Here is a 15,449-nt window from a genome sequence, read left to right on the forward strand (position 1 = left end):
AGGGCAAGCGCCACCGGCAGGCGTCTGCGCGTGCACCTTCTCTTATTCGGAGACTCCCATGACGCACCCCATCCCGGAACCCCCTTCGGTCGACGTCCAGGAAGGCCTCGAGGTGCTGAACCGCGTGCCTCGCCTGGGCGGGCCGCTGGGCAGGCTCGCGGCGCTGCTCGACCGCGTGCTGCTGACGCTGGCGGTAATCGCGCTGATCGGCCTGTCGCTGACCGTGCTACTGCAGGTGGCTTCGCGCCTGTTCCTGCCGATCACCCTGGCCTGGACCGAGGAGCTCACCCGCTACCTCTTCATCTACATGGTCTCGCTCGGCGCCGGGGTGGTGCTGCATCGCCACCGTAACGTCAATGTCGAGCTGTTCCACGCACGCCTCACGCCACGCGGGCGCGCCCTCTATCTCATCGTGATCTCGCTGATCACCCTCGGCTTCGTGGTGATGGTGCTGCCCGGCGCCTGGCAGTTCGCCCAGATCGGCGCCTTCCAGACCTCGCCGACGCTGCGAATCCCGATGATCTACATCTTCTTCTCCTCGGTGCTGCTGTTCGCCTCGCTCGCGTTCTACGCGGCGATCTGCACCCTCGAGGGGATCATGGCCCTGATCCGCCCGGCGCCCGACGCCCGGAGTGAGTGCTGATGGATATCGCCGTTCTCTTCATCACCTTTCTGGCACTACTGCTGCTCGGCCTGCCGATCGCCTTCTGCCTGGGCGTCTCCTCGGTCGCCTATCTGCTGCTCGGCGGCATCTCGCTGACCATCGTGCCGCAGCGCATGTTCTCGGGGATCGACGCCTTCGTGCTGCTGTGCATCCCCGGCTTCGTCATGGCCGGCAACCTGATGAACGTGGGCAATATCACCCAGCACATCGTGCGCTTCTCCAACGCCCTGGTCGGCCATGTCCGCGGCGGCCTGGGGCTGGCCAACGTCGGCGGCTCGATGATCTTCAGCGGTATCTCCGGCACCGCGGTGGCCGATGCCGCCAGCATCGGCTCGGTGATGATTCCGGGGATGGCCAAGAGTGGCTACGACAAGCCGTTCGCGGCCGCGGTCACCGCGGCCTCCTCGACCATCGGCCCGATCATCCCGCCCAGTGTGCCGATGATCATCGTCGGCTCACTCTCCGGCATTTCGGTCGGGCGCATGTTCCTGGCCGGCGCCGTGCCCGGCCTGCTGCTCGGCGTGGCGATGATGGTCACCGTTTACTGGCTGGCGGTGAAGCGCGGTTACCCCAAGGAGCCGCGCGCCTCCTTCGGCACCCTGCTCAGGGAGGGGCGCAGCGCTTTCTGGGCGCTGCTGATGACCTTCATCATCCTCTACGGGATCATCGGCGGGCTGTTCACCCCGACCGAGGCGTCGATCGTCGCCAGTCTCTACGCACTGCTGGTGGGCGCCTTCGTCTACAAGGGCATCAACTGGCGCAATCTCGGCGGCATCCTGACGGACACCGTGATCACCTCGGCCTCGCTGATGCTGCTGGTGGGGCTGGCCAACCTGTTCGGCTGGATTCTCACCAGCCAGCAGATCCCGCAGTTGATCGCCAGCGCGATTCTGGGCTTCAGCGACAACCCCATCGTGGTGATCCTGATCCTCAACCTGATCCTGCTCTTCGTCGGCGCCTTCATGGAGACCATCGCCGCACTGATCATCCTGTTTCCGGCGCTGCTCGGCGTCGCCACCGGTATCGGCATGGATCCGATCCATTTCGGCGTGATGGCGGTACTCAACCTGATGATCGGGCTGACCACGCCGCCGGTGGGGGTGTGCCTGTTCGTGGTCTCGAGCATCGGCAAGCTGCCGATGCTGCGTGTGGCGCGGGCGATCGTGCCGTTTCTGATCTGCAATCTTCTGGTACTGCTGCTGGTCTCCTTCGTGCCGGCGCTGTCGCTGTGGTTGCCCAACCTGCTGATGGGAACGCCCTGAAATGTCACCCAGCGAGATCCATGTCGAACGTCACCCGGCCGCGCGGCTGCCCCGCCAGATCGGTATCGTCCATCTCGGTCTGGGCGCCTTTCACCGCGCCCACCAAGCGGTCTACCTGCAGCAGTGCCTCGAACGCACCGGTGACGAGACATGGGGCGTCTGCAGCGCCAACATCCGCGCCAATCGCACCCTGGTCGAGCAGCTGCGCGCCGGCGGCCTGCGCTACCACGTGGCCGAATACCGCGACAGCGAGCACCTCAACCTGCGCCAGATCGGGGTCATCCGCGAGGCGCTCTACGCCGGCCCCGACGGACCGGACCGGGAGGCGCTGCTGGCGCGGATGAGCGACCCTGACGTTCGCATCGTCACGCTGACGGTCACCGAGAAGGGCTACTTTCTCAATCCGGCGAGCGGCGAGCTGCTCACCCAGGCCGAGCCGATCGTCCACGACATCGCCAATCCAACGACGCCGCACACCGCACCCGGCCTGCTGGTGGCGGCGCTGGCCCGGCGCCGCGCCGCCGGCACCCCGCCCTTCACGGTGCTCTGCTGCGACAACATGCCGGCCAATGGCCAGCGCACCCGCCGCGCAGTGGTAGCACTGGCGCGCCGGCAGGACAGCGCACTGGCCGCCTGGATCGAGGCCAACGTCGCCTTCCCCTCGAGCATGGTGGATCGCATCGTGCCGGCGATGACCGACGCGGACCGGACGCGCCTGGCAGACCTGGGTGTCGACGACCCGGCGGCGGTGGTGTGCGAAGCGTTCCGCCAGTGGGTGATCGAGGAGAGGTTCCCCCAGGGCCGGCCCGACTGGGCGGGCGATGGGGTGGAGATGGTCACCGACGTGACGCCGTTCGAGACCATGAAACTGCGCCTGCTCAACGGCGCCCACTCGCTGCTCGCCTATCTGGGTGCGCTGGCCGGCATCGAGACGGTGGATGTCGCCGTCGCACGCCCGGCGCTTTGCGGGCTGCTGCGGCACTACTGGCAGCGCGAGGCAGCGCCCACCCTCGACCTGCCGGCGGGCAGCGACGCTGCGGCCTATACCGAGCGGCTGCTGGCGCGCTTCGGCAATGACAGCCTGCGTCATCGGCTACAGCAGATCGCCATGGATGGCTCGCAGAAGCTGCCCCAGCGCTGGCTGGCCGGCGCGCTCGAGAATCGGCAGAAGGGCCGGTCGCAGGCGGCGACGGCGCTCGGCGTCGCCGGCTGGATTCGCTACACCGTCGGCACCGATCTCAGCGGCCAGCCGCACGCGGTGGACGACCCCCTGGCAGAGACGTTCGCCACGCTCCATCGCCGCCACGGCGACGACCCCGCCGCACTGATCGACGCCTTTCTCGCCCTCGATGCCCTCTTCCCCACGGCACTGCGCGACGATAGGCCATTCGCCCAGCAGCTCCTCGACGCGCTGAGGCGACTGCAAAACGACGGCGTGGAGTCTGCCATTGCCGCCTTGATACCCACCGCTTCTGATCGGGACGCTTGATCATGGAACATACCTGGCGCTGGTTCGGCCCCAAAGACCCCATCGGCCTCGGCGAGATTCGTCAGGCCGGGGCGACCGGCATCGTCACCGCGCTGCACGAGATCCCCATCGGCGAGATCTGGTCGCGAGCCGCCATCCTCGAACGCAAGCAGCAGATCGAGGCGGCGGGGCTCACCTGGTCGGTGGTGGAGAGCGTGCCGGTTCATGAAGCGATCAAGCAGGGGCTGCCGGAAGCCGAACGCTATCTCGACAACTTCCGCCATACCCTGGCCAATCTCGGCGACTGCGGAATCGATGTGGTCTGCTACAACTTCATGCCGGTGCTCGACTGGACCCGCACCGATCTCGCCTGGCCCCTGCCCGCCGGCGGCACCGCCCTGCGCTTCGACCACACCGCCTTTGCCGCCTTCGACCTCTACCTGCTCGCACGCCCCGGCGCCGAAGCCGATTACGCCAGCGCCGAGCGCGACGCCGCCCGTGCCTACCTCGACCAGCTCGATGCCGCCGCCCGCCAGCGGTTGATCGAGACCATCATCGCCGGGCTACCCGGCGCAGAGGCGCACTACACCCTCGAAGACTTTCGCCACGCCCTGGCCGCCTACCGGGATATCGATGCCGAGCGCTTGCGCGTCAATCTGGCCACCTTCCTGCGTGCCGTGGTTCCCGCGGCAGAGGCAGCCGGGATACGCCTGGCGATCCACCCCGACGACCCGCCGCGCCCGCTGCTGGGGCTGCCACGGGTGGTCTCCACCGCCGCCGATGCGGCCTACGTGCTCGACAGCGCGCCCAGCCCGGCCAACGGTCTCACCTTCTGCACCGGCTCCTACGGCGTGCGCGCCGACAACGACCTGGTGGCGATGGTCGAGCGCTTCGCCCCACGCATCCACTTCGTCCATCTACGCGCGACCCGCCGCGAGGCGGACGCCTCGAGCTTCCACGAAGCCGGCCATCTGGAGGGTGACGTCGATATGGTCGGGGTGATTGCCGCGCTGGTGCGCGAAACGCGCCGGCGCCAGCGCGATGGCGGTGCGCGCCTGCCGCTGCGCCCCGATCACGGCCACCACCTGCTCGACGATCTGCAGCGCGACACTCGCCCCGGCTATCCGCTGATCGGCCGCCTCAAGGGGCTCGCCGAGCTGCGTGGGGTGGAAGCGGCGGTGAACGCGCTGCTCCGCTGAGCCCAGCGGGTGCCCGAGGGACGGTCTTGGCGGCGAGACACGCTGACTAGGCTATGGTGAAGTCACACCCTCATCTCTCGGGAGCCTCACCATGCAACGATCCTTTGCGTTCGCCCCCAGCCAGCGCCTGGCTACCCTGGCCATCGCCGCCACTCTCGCCGCCACCCTCAGCGGCGGCGTCTCCAGCGCCTTCGCCGCCGATGCCGGTGCCGCACAGGCACAGCCGGAGAGCGACCGGGTACTCAGCGGCGACGAGATCCAGCAGCGGGTGTGGGGGCACCGCGTCCACGGCGCCATGGCCAATGGCCAGTCCTACGACGAGACCTATGCCGCCGACGGCAAGATCCAGGGCGACGGCTACACCGGCCAGGCCAGGATCGTCGACGACCGCATGTGCTTCGACTACGGCAGCGACAGCGTCGAGTGCTATGGCGTGCGCGCCGCGGGCGATGACCGCATCGAGTGGCTAAAGCAGGGCGAGGTCGCCGGTGAAGGGGTGATCGAGGCGCCGGCCCAGTAGGCCAACGAGCCTGCCGGGGTGGGAGCGCGCGTTCCGCCCCGGCGCCCTGTGGTGGTAAGGTAGCGCCAATGTTTCAGGACACGTATCCCATGTCGCTACCCCTCGGGCCGGGACTCGCCGGCACCCGCATCCTGCTCGGCATCAGTGCCGGTATCGCCGCCTACAAGAGCGCCCATCTCGCCCGCCTGCTGAAGAAGAGCGGCGCCGAAGTGCGCGTGGTGATGACCGACGGCGCCCAGGCTTTCATCACCCCGCTGACGCTGCAGGCGCTCACCGGTGAGCCGGTGCGCACCTCGTTGCTCGACCCCGAGGCCGAAGCCGGCATGGGCCACATCGAGCTGGCGAAATGGGCGGATATCATCCTGATCGCCCCGGCCACCGCCGACCTGATGGCCCGCCTGGCCCACGGTCACGCCGACGACCTGCTGACCACGCTGTGCCTCGCCACGGAAGCCCGCTGCCTGATGGCACCGGCCATGAACCAGGCGATGTGGCGTCACCCGGCGACCCTGGCCAATGCCGATCGGCTGCAAGAACTGGGCTGGACCCTGCTGGGGCCGGATGCCGGCGATCAGGCCTGCGGCGATGTCGGCCTCGGGCGCATGCTCGAGCCGGAGACGATCTTCACCCGGCTGCAGCAGGCGCTCGACCCCGCAGCGGCCATCTCGACCCAGGATCTCGCCGGCCGCCGGGTGGTGATCACCGCCGGACCGACCCGCGAGGCGCTCGACCCGGTGCGCTACCTCTCCAATCACAGCTCCGGCAAGATGGGCTACGCCCTGGCCGCCGCCTGCGCCGCGCGGGGCGCCCAGGTGACGCTGGTGAGCGGTCCGGTGGCGCTGGCGACGCCGCCCGGCGTGGCGCGTGTCGACGTACTCTCGGCGTGTGAGATGCTCGCGGCCGTGGAAGCCGCACTCCCCTGCGAGCTGTTCATCGGCTGCGCCGCGGTGGCCGACTACCGCGCCGCCAGCGTTGCCGAGCACAAGCTGAAGAAGGGCGACGACACCAGCGGCATGACGCTCGAACTGGTGCGCAATCCGGATATCGTGGCCACGGTGGCTGCGCGTTCCGAGCGCCCCTTCTGCGTCGGCTTCGCCGCCGAGACCCAGGCGCTGGAAACCCATGCCGGCGACAAGCTTTCGCGCAAGCGCCTCGATCTGATCGTGGCCAACGACGTCTCCCAGGCCGGACTCGGCTTCGGTAGCGACGACAACGCCGCCACCCTGCTGTGGCGGGAAGCGGACGCGGTGCGCCGCCAGGCGCTGCCGCCCCAGCCCAAGACGGCGCTGGCCACGGCGATTCTCGACCACCTGGTAACGCGCCTGCCCTGACGTCCCCCCGTGCCGGCACACACCCATCAATGGACGCCGCCCTGCACGGCGGCGTTCGCCGGCCACCAAGCGATGGTAAGCTAGTGCCGACTTCTGCTGCCGCCCGCCGTCGCGGTGGCGATATTCTATTCATCACGTTTTTGCAGGAATCACGTTTCGTCATGACCAGCCCCGCCTCGCCCGCGCCCAAGCTCGCGGTCAAGATTCTCGATCCGCGCGTGCACGACTATCCGCTGCCCCACTACGCCACCGAGGGCAGTGCCGGCATGGACCTGCGCGCCCTGCTCGACGCCCCGCTGACACTGGCCCCCGGCGACAGCGCGCTGGTGAGTACCGGCCTGGCGATCCATATCGGCAATCCGCAGCTCGCCGGCGTGGTGCTGCCGCGCTCCGGGCTGGGCCACAAGCACGGCATCGTACTGGGCAACCTGGTCGGCCTGATCGACTCCGACTACCAGGGCGAGCTGATGATCTCGGTCTGGAACCGCGGCCGCGATACCTTCACGCTGGAACCCGGCGAGCGTCTGGCCCAGTACGTGCTGGTTCCGGTCGTGCAGGCCGAGCTCGAGATCGTCGAAGACTTCGTCGCCACCGAGCGTGCTGCCGGCGGCTTCGGCCATTCCGGCCGGCAGTGACCAGCGCCCAGGATAGAAATCCTGAGGCGACAACCGTGAAGCGAGCAAGGAGAGTCGCGTGGCGCTAGGCGCAACCATCTACAAGGCCAGGCTCAATCTGAGTGACCTGGACCACCACTACTACGCCACCCACGCCCTGACCGTGGCATGCCACCCCTCCGAGACCGCCACCCGCCTGATGGTGCGGCTGCTCGCGTTCATCGACAACGCCCACACGCTCAACGCGCCGGCCAATCAGGCGCCGGGCGAACTGAGCATGACCCGAGGCCTGAGCAGCGACGACGAACCGGATCTGTGGCTCACCGCCGCCGACGGGCGCATCCTGGCCTGGATCGAACTGGGCGAGCCGTCGCTCAAGCGTATCAAGCAGGGGCTCTCCCGCGCCGAGACGGTGCTCGTCTACCCCTACTCGCCGCGCAGTGCCGAGCAGTGGTGGAGAAAACTCGGCGACGACATTCGTGCCCTGCCCCGGGTCCGCGTGCTGAGCGTGCCGGCGGCTCCGCTGGAGGCGCTGACCGGCTGGGTCGAGCGCAACATCACTCTGGACGCCACGCGCATGGAGGGGCAGTGGCTGCTGACCGATGGCCAGGCCACGGTATCGCTGGAGTTCGAGCGCTGGAGCGGCCCCGCCGAGGAGACCCCATGAACCGAGACCCACAGACACCCGCCAACGCAGTGCCCGCCTCGATCTTTCGCGCCTATGACATTCGCGGCGTGGTCGGAGAGACCCTCACCGAAGAGGGCGTCGAGTGGATTGGCCGCGCCATCGGCAGCGAAGCCGAGGCCCGCGGCCAGCAGTGCGTGATCGTCGCCCGCGACGGGCGCCACTCCGGGCCCGCCCTGGCGGCGGCGCTGATCCGCGGCCTGCGCGCCGCCGGCATTGATGTGATCGACATCGGCCGGGTGCCGACCCCGGTGCTCTACTTCGCCACCGCCACCCTGGCCGAGAGCGCCAGCGGGGTGATGGTCACCGGCAGTCACAATCCGCCCGACTACAACGGCCTGAAGATCGTGCTCGATGGTGTGGCACTCTCCAACGAGGCGATCACCGCGCTGCATACGCGTATCCGCCAGGGTGACCTGAGCCACGGCGAGGGCCGCCTGGAAAGCCGCGATCTGAGCCAGGCCTATCTCGACCGCATCCTCGGCGACGTGCACCTGGCGCGGCCGCTCAAGGCGGTGGTGGATTGCGGCAACGGCGTCGCCGGCGAGCTCGGCCCCAGGCTGATCGCAGCACTGGGGGCGGATACCGTACCGCTCTATGCCGAGATCGACGGTGACTTCCCCCATCACCACCCGGACCCCGGCAAGCCCGAGAATCTGACCGATCTGATCGCCGCCGTAGCCGCCCACGACGCCGACATCGGGCTGGCGTTCGACGGCGACGGCGACCGTCTGGGCGTGGTCACCCCAGCGGGAGAGATCATCTACCCTGATCGCTTGCTGATGGCCTTCGCCGAGGACATGCTCGAACGCAACCCGGGCGCCAAGGTGATCTTCGACATCAAGTGCACCGGCCATCTGCCCCGGCGCATCGAGCGCGCCGGCGGCGAGCCGGAGATGTGGCGCACCGGCCACTCGCTGATCAAGGCCCGCATGCGCGAGACCGGAGCCCAGCTCGGCGGCGAGATGAGCGGACACATCTTCATCAAAGAGCGCTGGTACGGTTTCGACGATGGTCTCTACGCCGCCGCCCGGCTGCTCGAGATCCTGGCGGGCCAGTCGCGGGACGCGAACGCCTTCTTCGCCGACTATCCGCAGGACCCGAGCACGCCGGAGCTCAACGTCGCGGTCAGCGACGAGACCAAGTTCGCCATCGTCGCGCGCCTGGCGGAGAATGGCGATTTCGGCCCGGACGGCGTCAAGACCTCGCTGGACGGCATTCGCGTCGACTACCCCGACGGCTGGGGGTTGTGCCGCGCCTCCAACACCACACCGATGCTGGTGCTGCGCTTCGAGGGCCAGGATCAGGCCGCGCTCGAACGCATCCAGGGATATTTCCGCCACGCCCTCGAGGCCGTGGTGCCCGACGCGACGCTGCCGTTCTGAGCGCGCCGGGGCAGGCAGGAACAGGCATCAAGGGACATTCATTTCAACCTGGGAGCAGTGACGACTCATGAGCGTTAGCCCACGCGACCCGCGCCACGTGGTCGAGATCCTTTCCGAGGCGCTGCCATACATCCAGCGCTACTCGGGCAAGACGATCGTGGTCAAGTATGGCGGCAACGCCATGACCGAGGACACGCTGATCGACTCCTTCGCCCGCGACATGGTGCTGATGAAGGAGGTCGGCATCAATCCGGTGGTGGTCCACGGCGGCGGCCCGCAGATCGGCCAGCTGCTGGCCCGGCTCAACATCGAATCGCGCTTCGTCGACGGCATGCGCGTCACCGATGCCGAGACCATGGACGTGGTCGAGATGGTACTCGGCGGCCTGGTCAACAAGAGCATCGTCAACCAGATCAACCAGTGCGGTGGCAAGGCGATCGGCCTGACCGGCAAGGACAGTGCCCAGATCCGTGCGCGCCAGCTCAAGGTCGAGCGGCGCACCCCGGAGATGACCGCCTCGGAGATCATCGATATCGGCCATGTGGGCGAGGTCGAGCACATCTCCACCGATCTGATCGAGATGCTCTCGAAGGCCGACTACATTCCGGTGATCGCGCCGATCGGGGTCGACGCCGAGGGCCACAGCTACAATATCAATGCCGACCTGGTCGCCGGCAAGGTGGCCGAGGCGCTGAAGGCGGAGAAGCTGATGCTGCTGACCAACGTCGCCGGCCTGCAGGACGCCGACGGCAATGTCATGACCGGGCTCTCCACCGAGCAGGTCGACGCGCTGATCGCTGACGGCACCATCTACGGCGGCATGCTGCCCAAGATCCGCTGCGCCCTGGAGGCGGTCAAGGGCGGTGTGGGCAGTGCGGTGATCGTCGACGGCCGGGTGGTCCACTCCACCCTGCTGGAGATCTTCACCGACGCCGGCGTCGGTACCCAGATCGTCGCACGCTAGCGCACTTTCGACGCGGGCCAGGAAGGCCCGCTCCGCTCTGCCTCGTCCGGGTCGTCATCGCCCCGGCAGCGCAGGGGGCGGAGTCACTCCAGGCAGGAGCCAAGACACCACTACCGACAAGAACGCTCATGACGCAGGCAACTTCAACGCTCTCCCGCCGCGAGCAGATCCTCCAGGCACTCGCACTGATGCTGGAAGAGGACAGCGGCAAACGTATCACCACCGCCGCCCTGGCGCGCCAGGTCGGTGTCAGTGAAGCGGCGCTCTATCGCCACTTCCCCAGCAAGGCGCGCATGTTCGAGGGGCTGATCGAGTTCATCGAGACGAGCCTGTTCGAACGCATCCGGCGGATTCTCGAAGAGACGCCGGAGGCCCTGGGGCGCTGCGAAAAGATCATGCAACTGGTGCTGATGTTCGCCGAGAAGAACCCCGGGCTCAGCCGACTGATGGATGGCGACGTGCTCACCGGCGAGACGGCGCGGCTGCGCACGCGCATGTCTCAGCTGTTCGAGCGCCTGGAGACCCAGTTCAAGCAGATCCTGCGCGAAGCCGAACTGCGCGAGGGGCTGCGTCCACGGGTCGCCGTCTCGGCCAGCGCCAATCTGCTGGCTGCCTTCGTCGAGGGTCGCATCAGTCAGTACGTGCGCAGCGATTTCCGCCACCTGCCGAGCGCCCACTGGGAAGACCAGTGGACCCTGCTCGGCGCGCAGCTGCTGATCGGGCTCGCCACCACCAGCGCCTGACCCGACACCAGCCGGCGTGACACCGGGGAACTAAAAAGCCCGGCCATGCATCAGCATGGCCGGGCTTTGTATGTCTTGGCAGCGTCTACAAACGCCTAGGCCTGAGTTGACCCGCCAAGTCTGGGATGACACGCCAACAGCATGAACCGGCAACGCCTGACGGCGCGCCGGTCATCGATCAGGCAGCGAGAGCGTCGCCCAGTTGCTGCTTGATCTTCTTCATGGCGTTCTTCTCCAGCTGACGGATACGCTCCGCGGAGACGCCGTAGACGTCGGCGAGCTCGTGCAGCGTCGACTTCTCCTCGGAGAGCCAGCGCCGCTGCAGGATATCCCGCGAGCGGTCGTCGAGCAGCGCCAGCGCATCACGCAGGCGGCGGGTGTAGTCCGCCTCCCAGTCGTCGGCTTCGAGCTGCGCCGCCGGGTCGAAGCTGCTGTCCTCGAGATACTGGGCCGGGGCCTGGTAGCTCTGCTCGTCGTCTTCGCCGGGGCTGGCGTCGAAACCGGCGTCATAGGCCGAGAGCCGACCTTCCATCTCGCGCACCACCTTGGGCTTGACGTCGAGATCCTTGGCGATGGCGTCGACTTCGTCGTTGTTCAGCCACGCCAGGCGCTTCTTGGCGCTGCGCAGGTTGAAGAACAGCTTGCGCTGCGCCTTGGTGGTGGCGATCTTGACGATCCGCCAGTTGCGCAGCACGTATTCGTGGATTTCGGCCTTGATCCAGTGCACCGCGAAGGAGACCAGGCGCACCCCCTGATAGGGGTCGAAGCGCTTGACCGCCTTCATCAGGCCGACGTTGCCCTCCTGGATCAGATCGGCCTGGGGCAGACCGTAGCCCGAGTAGCTGCGCGCGATGTGCACCACGAAACGCAGGTGCGACATGATCAGCCGGCGCGCCGACTCCAAGTCGTCCTCTTCGTGCAGGCGCACCGCCAGGGCGTGCTCCTCTTCGGCCGTCAGCACGGCGATGCCGTTGACCGCCTGGATATAACCGTTGAGGTCGTGGCCCGGCGAAAGGTTTCCGATGGGTTGAAGACTGGTGCTCATATGCCGTGTCTCCATGCTAGGCGGTGCCCGGTTGCCGAGCGCACTATCGCTCGGGCGTCGCATCGCACCGCCGCAGGTTGTTAGGCCTGTCTATGATCGAGGAATGCTTCTATGACCCCGAGTGTAGACAAAAGTTCAATCGTTGAGCCAGCGCGACCCGGCGTTGGGACGGCTATCGACATCATGCCTCGAGACTATGACTACCCCGAGTGAAACGATGACCATGCCAGCCGCTACTGCCATTCCAGGCTGACGTGAAGATGACGCAGACGTCGCGTGCCGTCTCGATCGGTTCGCGCTAGCGCGGCTTGGTCTCCGCCAGATGACGACCGACGGCGAGCCACGCGCCCAACCAGCCCAATAGTGTACTAAAAAGCAGCAGAAAAACCGAGTTGGACACGCCTAAAGTCGGTAGTGCGAAGCGCGCGCCGTAGCTCTCGGCCAGCGCGTTCACCGGCGCGGCCAGCCAGTTGCCCCCCAGGGCCAGTATGCCCAGCGCCAGCAGGCCGCCGCCGAGCCCGTACCAGGCGCCGCTGTAGAGAAACGGCCGCCGTACGAAGGCGTGGGTGGCACCGATCAGGGTCACCACTTCGATCTCCTGACGCCGACTCTCCACCGCCAGGCGGATGGTATTGCCCACCACCAGCAGTACCCCGAGCCCGAACAGCAGGCCCAGCGCCAGCGCCACCCGCTGGCCCAGCGCCGCCAACTGCTGCAGGCGGTCGAGCCAGGCCAGATCGAGGCGCACTTCATCCACCCCCGGCAGCTGGCCGAGACGCTGGCTCAACGCCTGCACCGCGGCCGGGGAGGGGTCATCCGGTGTCACCACCACGCTGGCCGGCAGCGGGTTGCGCTCGAGCTGGCTGAGCGCGTCGTCCACCCCCAGCGCGCGCTGGAACTCGTCCAGCCCCTCGGCGGCAGTCACCAGCCGCGTCCCGGCCACGCCGGGCTCGGCACCCAGCGTCTCGGAGAGCGCCAGGGCACGGCTCTCGTCGATATCGTGATCGAAGTAGACGGTCAGCGTGGCGCTCTCGTCGAGCTGGGCATCGAGCAGCTGGGCGCTGTCCAGCACCAGCCACAGTCCGGCGGGCAGGATCAGCGCAATGGCGATCGCCAGCATCGTCAGCAGCGTGGCCAGCGGACGCCGTACCAGGCGCAGGGCACTGTCGCCGAGCATGGCGCGATGGTGACGCAGCCAGGCCCGCCCGCCCCCGGCGGGCCCCGGTCGGGCGCGCTGGGCGCCGCGCGGCGCCGGCTGACGTTCGCTCATGCCGCCTCCCCGTCGCGGACCAGGCGCCCCTCGCGCAGCTTGAGCACGCGATGGCGCAGGCGCGCGATCAGGGCCAGGTCGTGGCTGGCGATCAGCACCGTGGTGCCGATGCGATTGAAGTCCTCGAACAGCCGCATGATATCGGCCGAGAGCTGGGGGTCGAGGTTGCCGGTGGGCTCATCGGCGAGCAGCAGCGCCGGCTTGTTGACCACCGCACGGGCGATGCCGACCCGCTGCTGTTCGCCGGTGGAGAGTTCGATCGGCAGCGCGCGCTCGCGGTGCAAGAGGCCGACCTTGTCGAGCGCCGCGCGCACCCGGCGCGCCGCCTCGTGGGGCTCGATCCCCTGGATGGTCAGCGGCAGGGCCACATTGGCGAAGATATCGCGGTCGAACAGCAGCTGGTGATCCTGGAACACCACCCCGATCTGGCGCCGGTAATAGGGCACCTGGCTGAGGTGCAGGCGGTCGAGATCGTGCCCGGCGACCAGCACGCGCCCGCGGGAAGGACGCTCGAGGCGCATGATCAGCCGCAGCAGCGAGCTCTTGCCGGCGCCGGAGTGGCCGGTGAGGAACAGCATCTCACCGCGCTCGACCCGGAAATTGATATCGGCGAGCGCCTCGAAACGCCCGCCGTAGCGCTTGCCGACATGCTCGAACGCGATCATGAAGCGGCGTCACCGTCCCGGTCGAACAGCGCCTTGACGAAGGTGTCGGCATCGAACGGACGCAGATCGTCGAGCGTCTCGCCGACCCCGATGAAACGGATCGGCGTGCCCATCTTCTTGGCCAGGGCGAAGATGATGCCGCCCTTGGCGGTGCCGTCGAGCTTGGTCAGGGTGATGCCGGTGACCGGAATCGCCTCGTCGAAGGTGGTGGCCTGGGAGATGGCGTTCTGGCCGGTACCGGCGTCGAGCACCAGCATCACCTCGTGGGGCGCCGAGGCGTCGAGCTTGGCCATGACCCGCTGCACCTTCTTGAGCTCCTCCATCAGGTGGCTCTTGTTGTGCAGCCGCCCGGCGGTGTCGGCGATCAGCACATCGACCTTGCGCGCCCGCGCCGCCGCCACCGCGTCATAGATCACCGAGGCGCTGTCGGCACCGGTGTGCTGGGCGATCACCGGCACCCGGTTACGCTCGCCCCATACCTTGAGCTGCTCCACCGCCGCGGCGCGGAAGGTGTCACCGGCCGCCAGCATCACGCTGCGGCCCTCGTTCTGGAAGCGCTGGGTCAGCTTGCCGATGGTGGTGGTCTTGCCCACCCCATTGACCCCGACCATCAGGATCACGAATGGCCCTTCGCCCTTGGGCGGCAGCGTCAGCGGCTGGGTCACCGGTTCGAGCAGCGCCGCCAGCTCCTCCTGCAGGGCGCGGTAGAGCGCATCGGCATCGGCGAGCTCCTTGCGCGAGACGCGCTCGGTCAGCCGCGCGATGATCTCGCTGGTGGCCTCGATGCCCACGTCCGCCAACAGCAGCTGGGTTTCGAGATCCTCCATCAGCTCGTCGTCGATCTGCTTCTTGCCCAGCAGCAGATCGGCGATGCCATCGGTCAGATTGGCGCGGGTACGCCCGAGACCGGCGCGTACCCGCGCCAGCCAGCCGCCCTTGGGCTTCTCGCGCGGGGCCGGGGGCGCCTGCGCCGGCAGACTCTCGGACGCGCCGCTCTCGGCCTGCAGCGGCTCACTGGCGGCGACCTCGGCGGGGGCCGCCTCGGCCGCTGCCGCCGGCGCCATGTCGGTAGCGGGCTCATCCTCGGCCAGCGCCTTGGTATCGCTCTCGTTCAGCGCCGTGGCATCGCTCTCGCTCGGCGCCGTGGCATCGCTCTCGCTCGGCGCCGTGGCATCGTGGGCCAGTGCCGTCTCGCGGCTCGGCTCGGCCGGGGTTTCGCCGAGGGCGGAGGTCGCGGCCTCGTCGGCCAGCGGGGCATCCAGCGCCGCACGGGCAGCGGTCGTCTCGACCGGCTCGGGGTCGTAGTCGACCGCAGCGCCTCGCTCGGGGTCGGCGGCCTGCACCACCTCGTCTGCGGCGGACGCCTCAGGCTCGGGATGCACCTCCTGCACCGCGGCGTCCGCTGTCGGCGCCTCGGTCTCGGCGGCGCGGGCCTCCTCGGCGGCGCGCGCTTCGGCCGCCTCCGCTTCCCGGCGGGCGGCTTCCTGCTCCTGCTGCTGTTTCTTGCGGCTCTTGAATAGTCCGAACATGGATGACTTCGCTGCTGATGGCCGTGGCGACGACGCCTTCCCGGCGGGCGTCGACACGGCCTCGGAAAAGGTCGATATCGAGCGTCAATCCTATCACCGCGAGGG

15 protein-coding genes are annotated in these 15,449 nt (G+C 68.2%); 11 read left to right on the plus strand and 4 right to left on the minus strand.

The annotated features are described in order from the left end of the window. Positions 1–58: 58 nt before the first annotated feature. The 11 genes from DOM66_RS01375 to slmA all read left to right on the plus strand — a co-directional run bounded on the left by DOM66_RS01375 (position 59) and on the right by slmA (position 10,835). Positions 59–643, plus strand: a complete 585-nt coding sequence (locus tag DOM66_RS01375) for a TRAP transporter small permease (RefSeq protein WP_110675205.1) — start codon at positions 59–61, stop codon at positions 641–643. Next, positions 643–1,926: a TRAP transporter large permease gene (locus DOM66_RS01380; protein WP_110689036.1), complete on the plus strand. Its 1,284-nt coding sequence runs from the start codon at positions 643–645 to the stop codon at positions 1,924–1,926. Before DOM66_RS01375 ends, DOM66_RS01380 begins: the two co-directional genes overlap by 1 nt. A 1-nt stretch (position 1,927) precedes the next feature. Continuing rightward, complete coding sequence (locus DOM66_RS01385) at positions 1,928–3,415, plus strand: mannitol dehydrogenase family protein (protein WP_110689037.1); 1,488 nt, start codon at positions 1,928–1,930, stop codon at positions 3,413–3,415. 2 nt (positions 3,416–3,417) lie between these two features. Beyond that, positions 3,418–4,593, plus strand: coding sequence for a mannonate dehydratase (gene uxuA / locus DOM66_RS01390; RefSeq protein WP_110675208.1), 1,176 nt, complete (start codon positions 3,418–3,420; stop codon positions 4,591–4,593). Between the two features lie 91 nt (positions 4,594–4,684). After that, positions 4,685–5,113, plus strand: coding sequence for a hypothetical protein (locus tag DOM66_RS01395; RefSeq protein WP_110689038.1), 429 nt, complete (start codon positions 4,685–4,687; stop codon positions 5,111–5,113). Positions 5,114–5,202: 89 nt separating this feature from the next. Then, entirely contained in the window at positions 5,203–6,444 is a 1,242-nt protein-coding gene (gene coaBC / locus DOM66_RS01400; RefSeq protein WP_110689039.1) for a bifunctional phosphopantothenoylcysteine decarboxylase/phosphopantothenate--cysteine ligase CoaBC, read from the plus strand. A 161-nt stretch (positions 6,445–6,605) separates the two neighbouring features. Continuing rightward, positions 6,606–7,079 carry a dUTP diphosphatase gene (gene dut / locus DOM66_RS01405; RefSeq protein ID WP_110689040.1) on the plus strand — a complete coding sequence of 158 codons (474 nt, stop codon included), beginning with the start codon at positions 6,606–6,608 and terminating at the stop codon, positions 7,077–7,079. 58 nt (positions 7,080–7,137) lie between these two features. Further along, positions 7,138–7,725, plus strand: coding sequence for a YaeQ family protein (locus DOM66_RS01410; protein WP_110675212.1), 588 nt, complete (start codon positions 7,138–7,140; stop codon positions 7,723–7,725). Further along, the gene (locus tag DOM66_RS01415) at positions 7,722–9,128 is read left to right on the plus strand and encodes a phosphomannomutase/phosphoglucomutase (protein WP_110689041.1); all 1,407 of its coding nucleotides are present in this window, start codon (positions 7,722–7,724) and stop codon (positions 9,126–9,128) included. The genes DOM66_RS01410 and DOM66_RS01415 overlap by 4 nt, the downstream gene beginning before the upstream one ends. A 67-nt stretch (positions 9,129–9,195) precedes the next feature. Further along, positions 9,196–10,092, plus strand: a complete 897-nt coding sequence (argB, locus tag DOM66_RS01420) for an acetylglutamate kinase (RefSeq protein ID WP_110675214.1) — start codon at positions 9,196–9,198, stop codon at positions 10,090–10,092. Positions 10,093–10,220: 128 nt separating this feature from the next. Then, positions 10,221–10,835 carry a nucleoid occlusion factor SlmA gene (gene slmA / locus DOM66_RS01425; RefSeq protein WP_110689042.1) on the plus strand — a complete coding sequence of 205 codons (615 nt, stop codon included), beginning with the start codon at positions 10,221–10,223 and terminating at the stop codon, positions 10,833–10,835. Between the two features lie 178 nt (positions 10,836–11,013). On the opposite strand, the gene rpoH is transcribed toward slmA, so the two are convergent. From rpoH to ftsY, 4 genes are all read right to left on the minus strand, one after another. Beyond that, positions 11,014–11,880, minus strand: a complete 867-nt coding sequence (gene rpoH / locus DOM66_RS01430; protein WP_110675216.1) for an RNA polymerase sigma factor RpoH — start codon at positions 11,878–11,880, stop codon at positions 11,014–11,016. Between the two features lie 298 nt (positions 11,881–12,178). Continuing rightward, a complete protein-coding gene (ftsX, locus tag DOM66_RS01435; protein WP_110675217.1) occupies positions 12,179–13,150 on the minus strand; it encodes a permease-like cell division protein FtsX in 972 nt (323 codons plus the stop codon). Next, positions 13,147–13,815: a cell division ATP-binding protein FtsE gene (gene ftsE, locus DOM66_RS01440; RefSeq protein ID WP_106419408.1), complete on the minus strand. Its 669-nt coding sequence runs from the start codon at positions 13,813–13,815 to the stop codon at positions 13,147–13,149. The genes ftsX and ftsE overlap by 4 nt, the downstream gene beginning before the upstream one ends. Next, on the minus strand, positions 13,812–15,344 hold the full coding sequence (ftsY, locus tag DOM66_RS01445; protein ID WP_110689043.1) for a signal recognition particle-docking protein FtsY: 1,533 nt from the start codon (positions 15,342–15,344) through the stop codon (positions 13,812–13,814). The genes ftsE and ftsY overlap by 4 nt, the downstream gene beginning before the upstream one ends. Between the last annotated feature and the right edge of the window lie 105 nt (positions 15,345–15,449).

It is taken from the genome of Salinicola endophyticus (assembly GCF_003206575.1).
Classification (GTDB): Bacteria; Pseudomonadota; Gammaproteobacteria; order Pseudomonadales; family Halomonadaceae; genus Salinicola; species Salinicola endophyticus.

Bases quoted from the DNA above. Each gene is read 5' to 3' on its own strand.
- DOM66_RS01375 (WP_110675205.1), top strand. From the start codon at position 59: ATGACGCACCCCATCCCGGAACCCCCTTCGGTCGACGTCCAGGAAGGC.
- ftsY (WP_110689043.1), bottom strand. From the start codon at position 15,344: ATGTTCGGACTATTCAAGAGCCGCAAGAAACAGCAGCAGGAGCAGGAA.
- DOM66_RS01385 (WP_110689037.1), top strand. From the start codon at position 1,928: ATGTCACCCAGCGAGATCCATGTCGAACGTCACCCGGCCGCGCGGCTG.
- coaBC (WP_110689039.1), top strand. From the start codon at position 5,203: ATGTCGCTACCCCTCGGGCCGGGACTCGCCGGCACCCGCATCCTGCTC.
- DOM66_RS01415 (WP_110689041.1), top strand. From the start codon at position 7,722: ATGAACCGAGACCCACAGACACCCGCCAACGCAGTGCCCGCCTCGATC.
- dut (WP_110689040.1), top strand. From the start codon at position 6,606: ATGACCAGCCCCGCCTCGCCCGCGCCCAAGCTCGCGGTCAAGATTCTC.
- uxuA (WP_110675208.1), top strand. From the start codon at position 3,418: ATGGAACATACCTGGCGCTGGTTCGGCCCCAAAGACCCCATCGGCCTC.
- ftsX (WP_110675217.1), bottom strand. From the start codon at position 13,150: ATGAGCGAACGTCAGCCGGCGCCGCGCGGCGCCCAGCGCGCCCGACCG.
- ftsE (WP_106419408.1), bottom strand. From the start codon at position 13,815: ATGATCGCGTTCGAGCATGTCGGCAAGCGCTACGGCGGGCGTTTCGAG.
- slmA (WP_110689042.1), top strand. From the start codon at position 10,221: ATGACGCAGGCAACTTCAACGCTCTCCCGCCGCGAGCAGATCCTCCAG.
- DOM66_RS01395 (WP_110689038.1), top strand. From the start codon at position 4,685: ATGCAACGATCCTTTGCGTTCGCCCCCAGCCAGCGCCTGGCTACCCTG.
- argB (WP_110675214.1), top strand. From the start codon at position 9,196: ATGAGCGTTAGCCCACGCGACCCGCGCCACGTGGTCGAGATCCTTTCC.
- DOM66_RS01380 (WP_110689036.1), top strand. From the start codon at position 643: ATGGATATCGCCGTTCTCTTCATCACCTTTCTGGCACTACTGCTGCTC.
- rpoH (WP_110675216.1), bottom strand. From the start codon at position 11,880: ATGAGCACCAGTCTTCAACCCATCGGAAACCTTTCGCCGGGCCACGAC.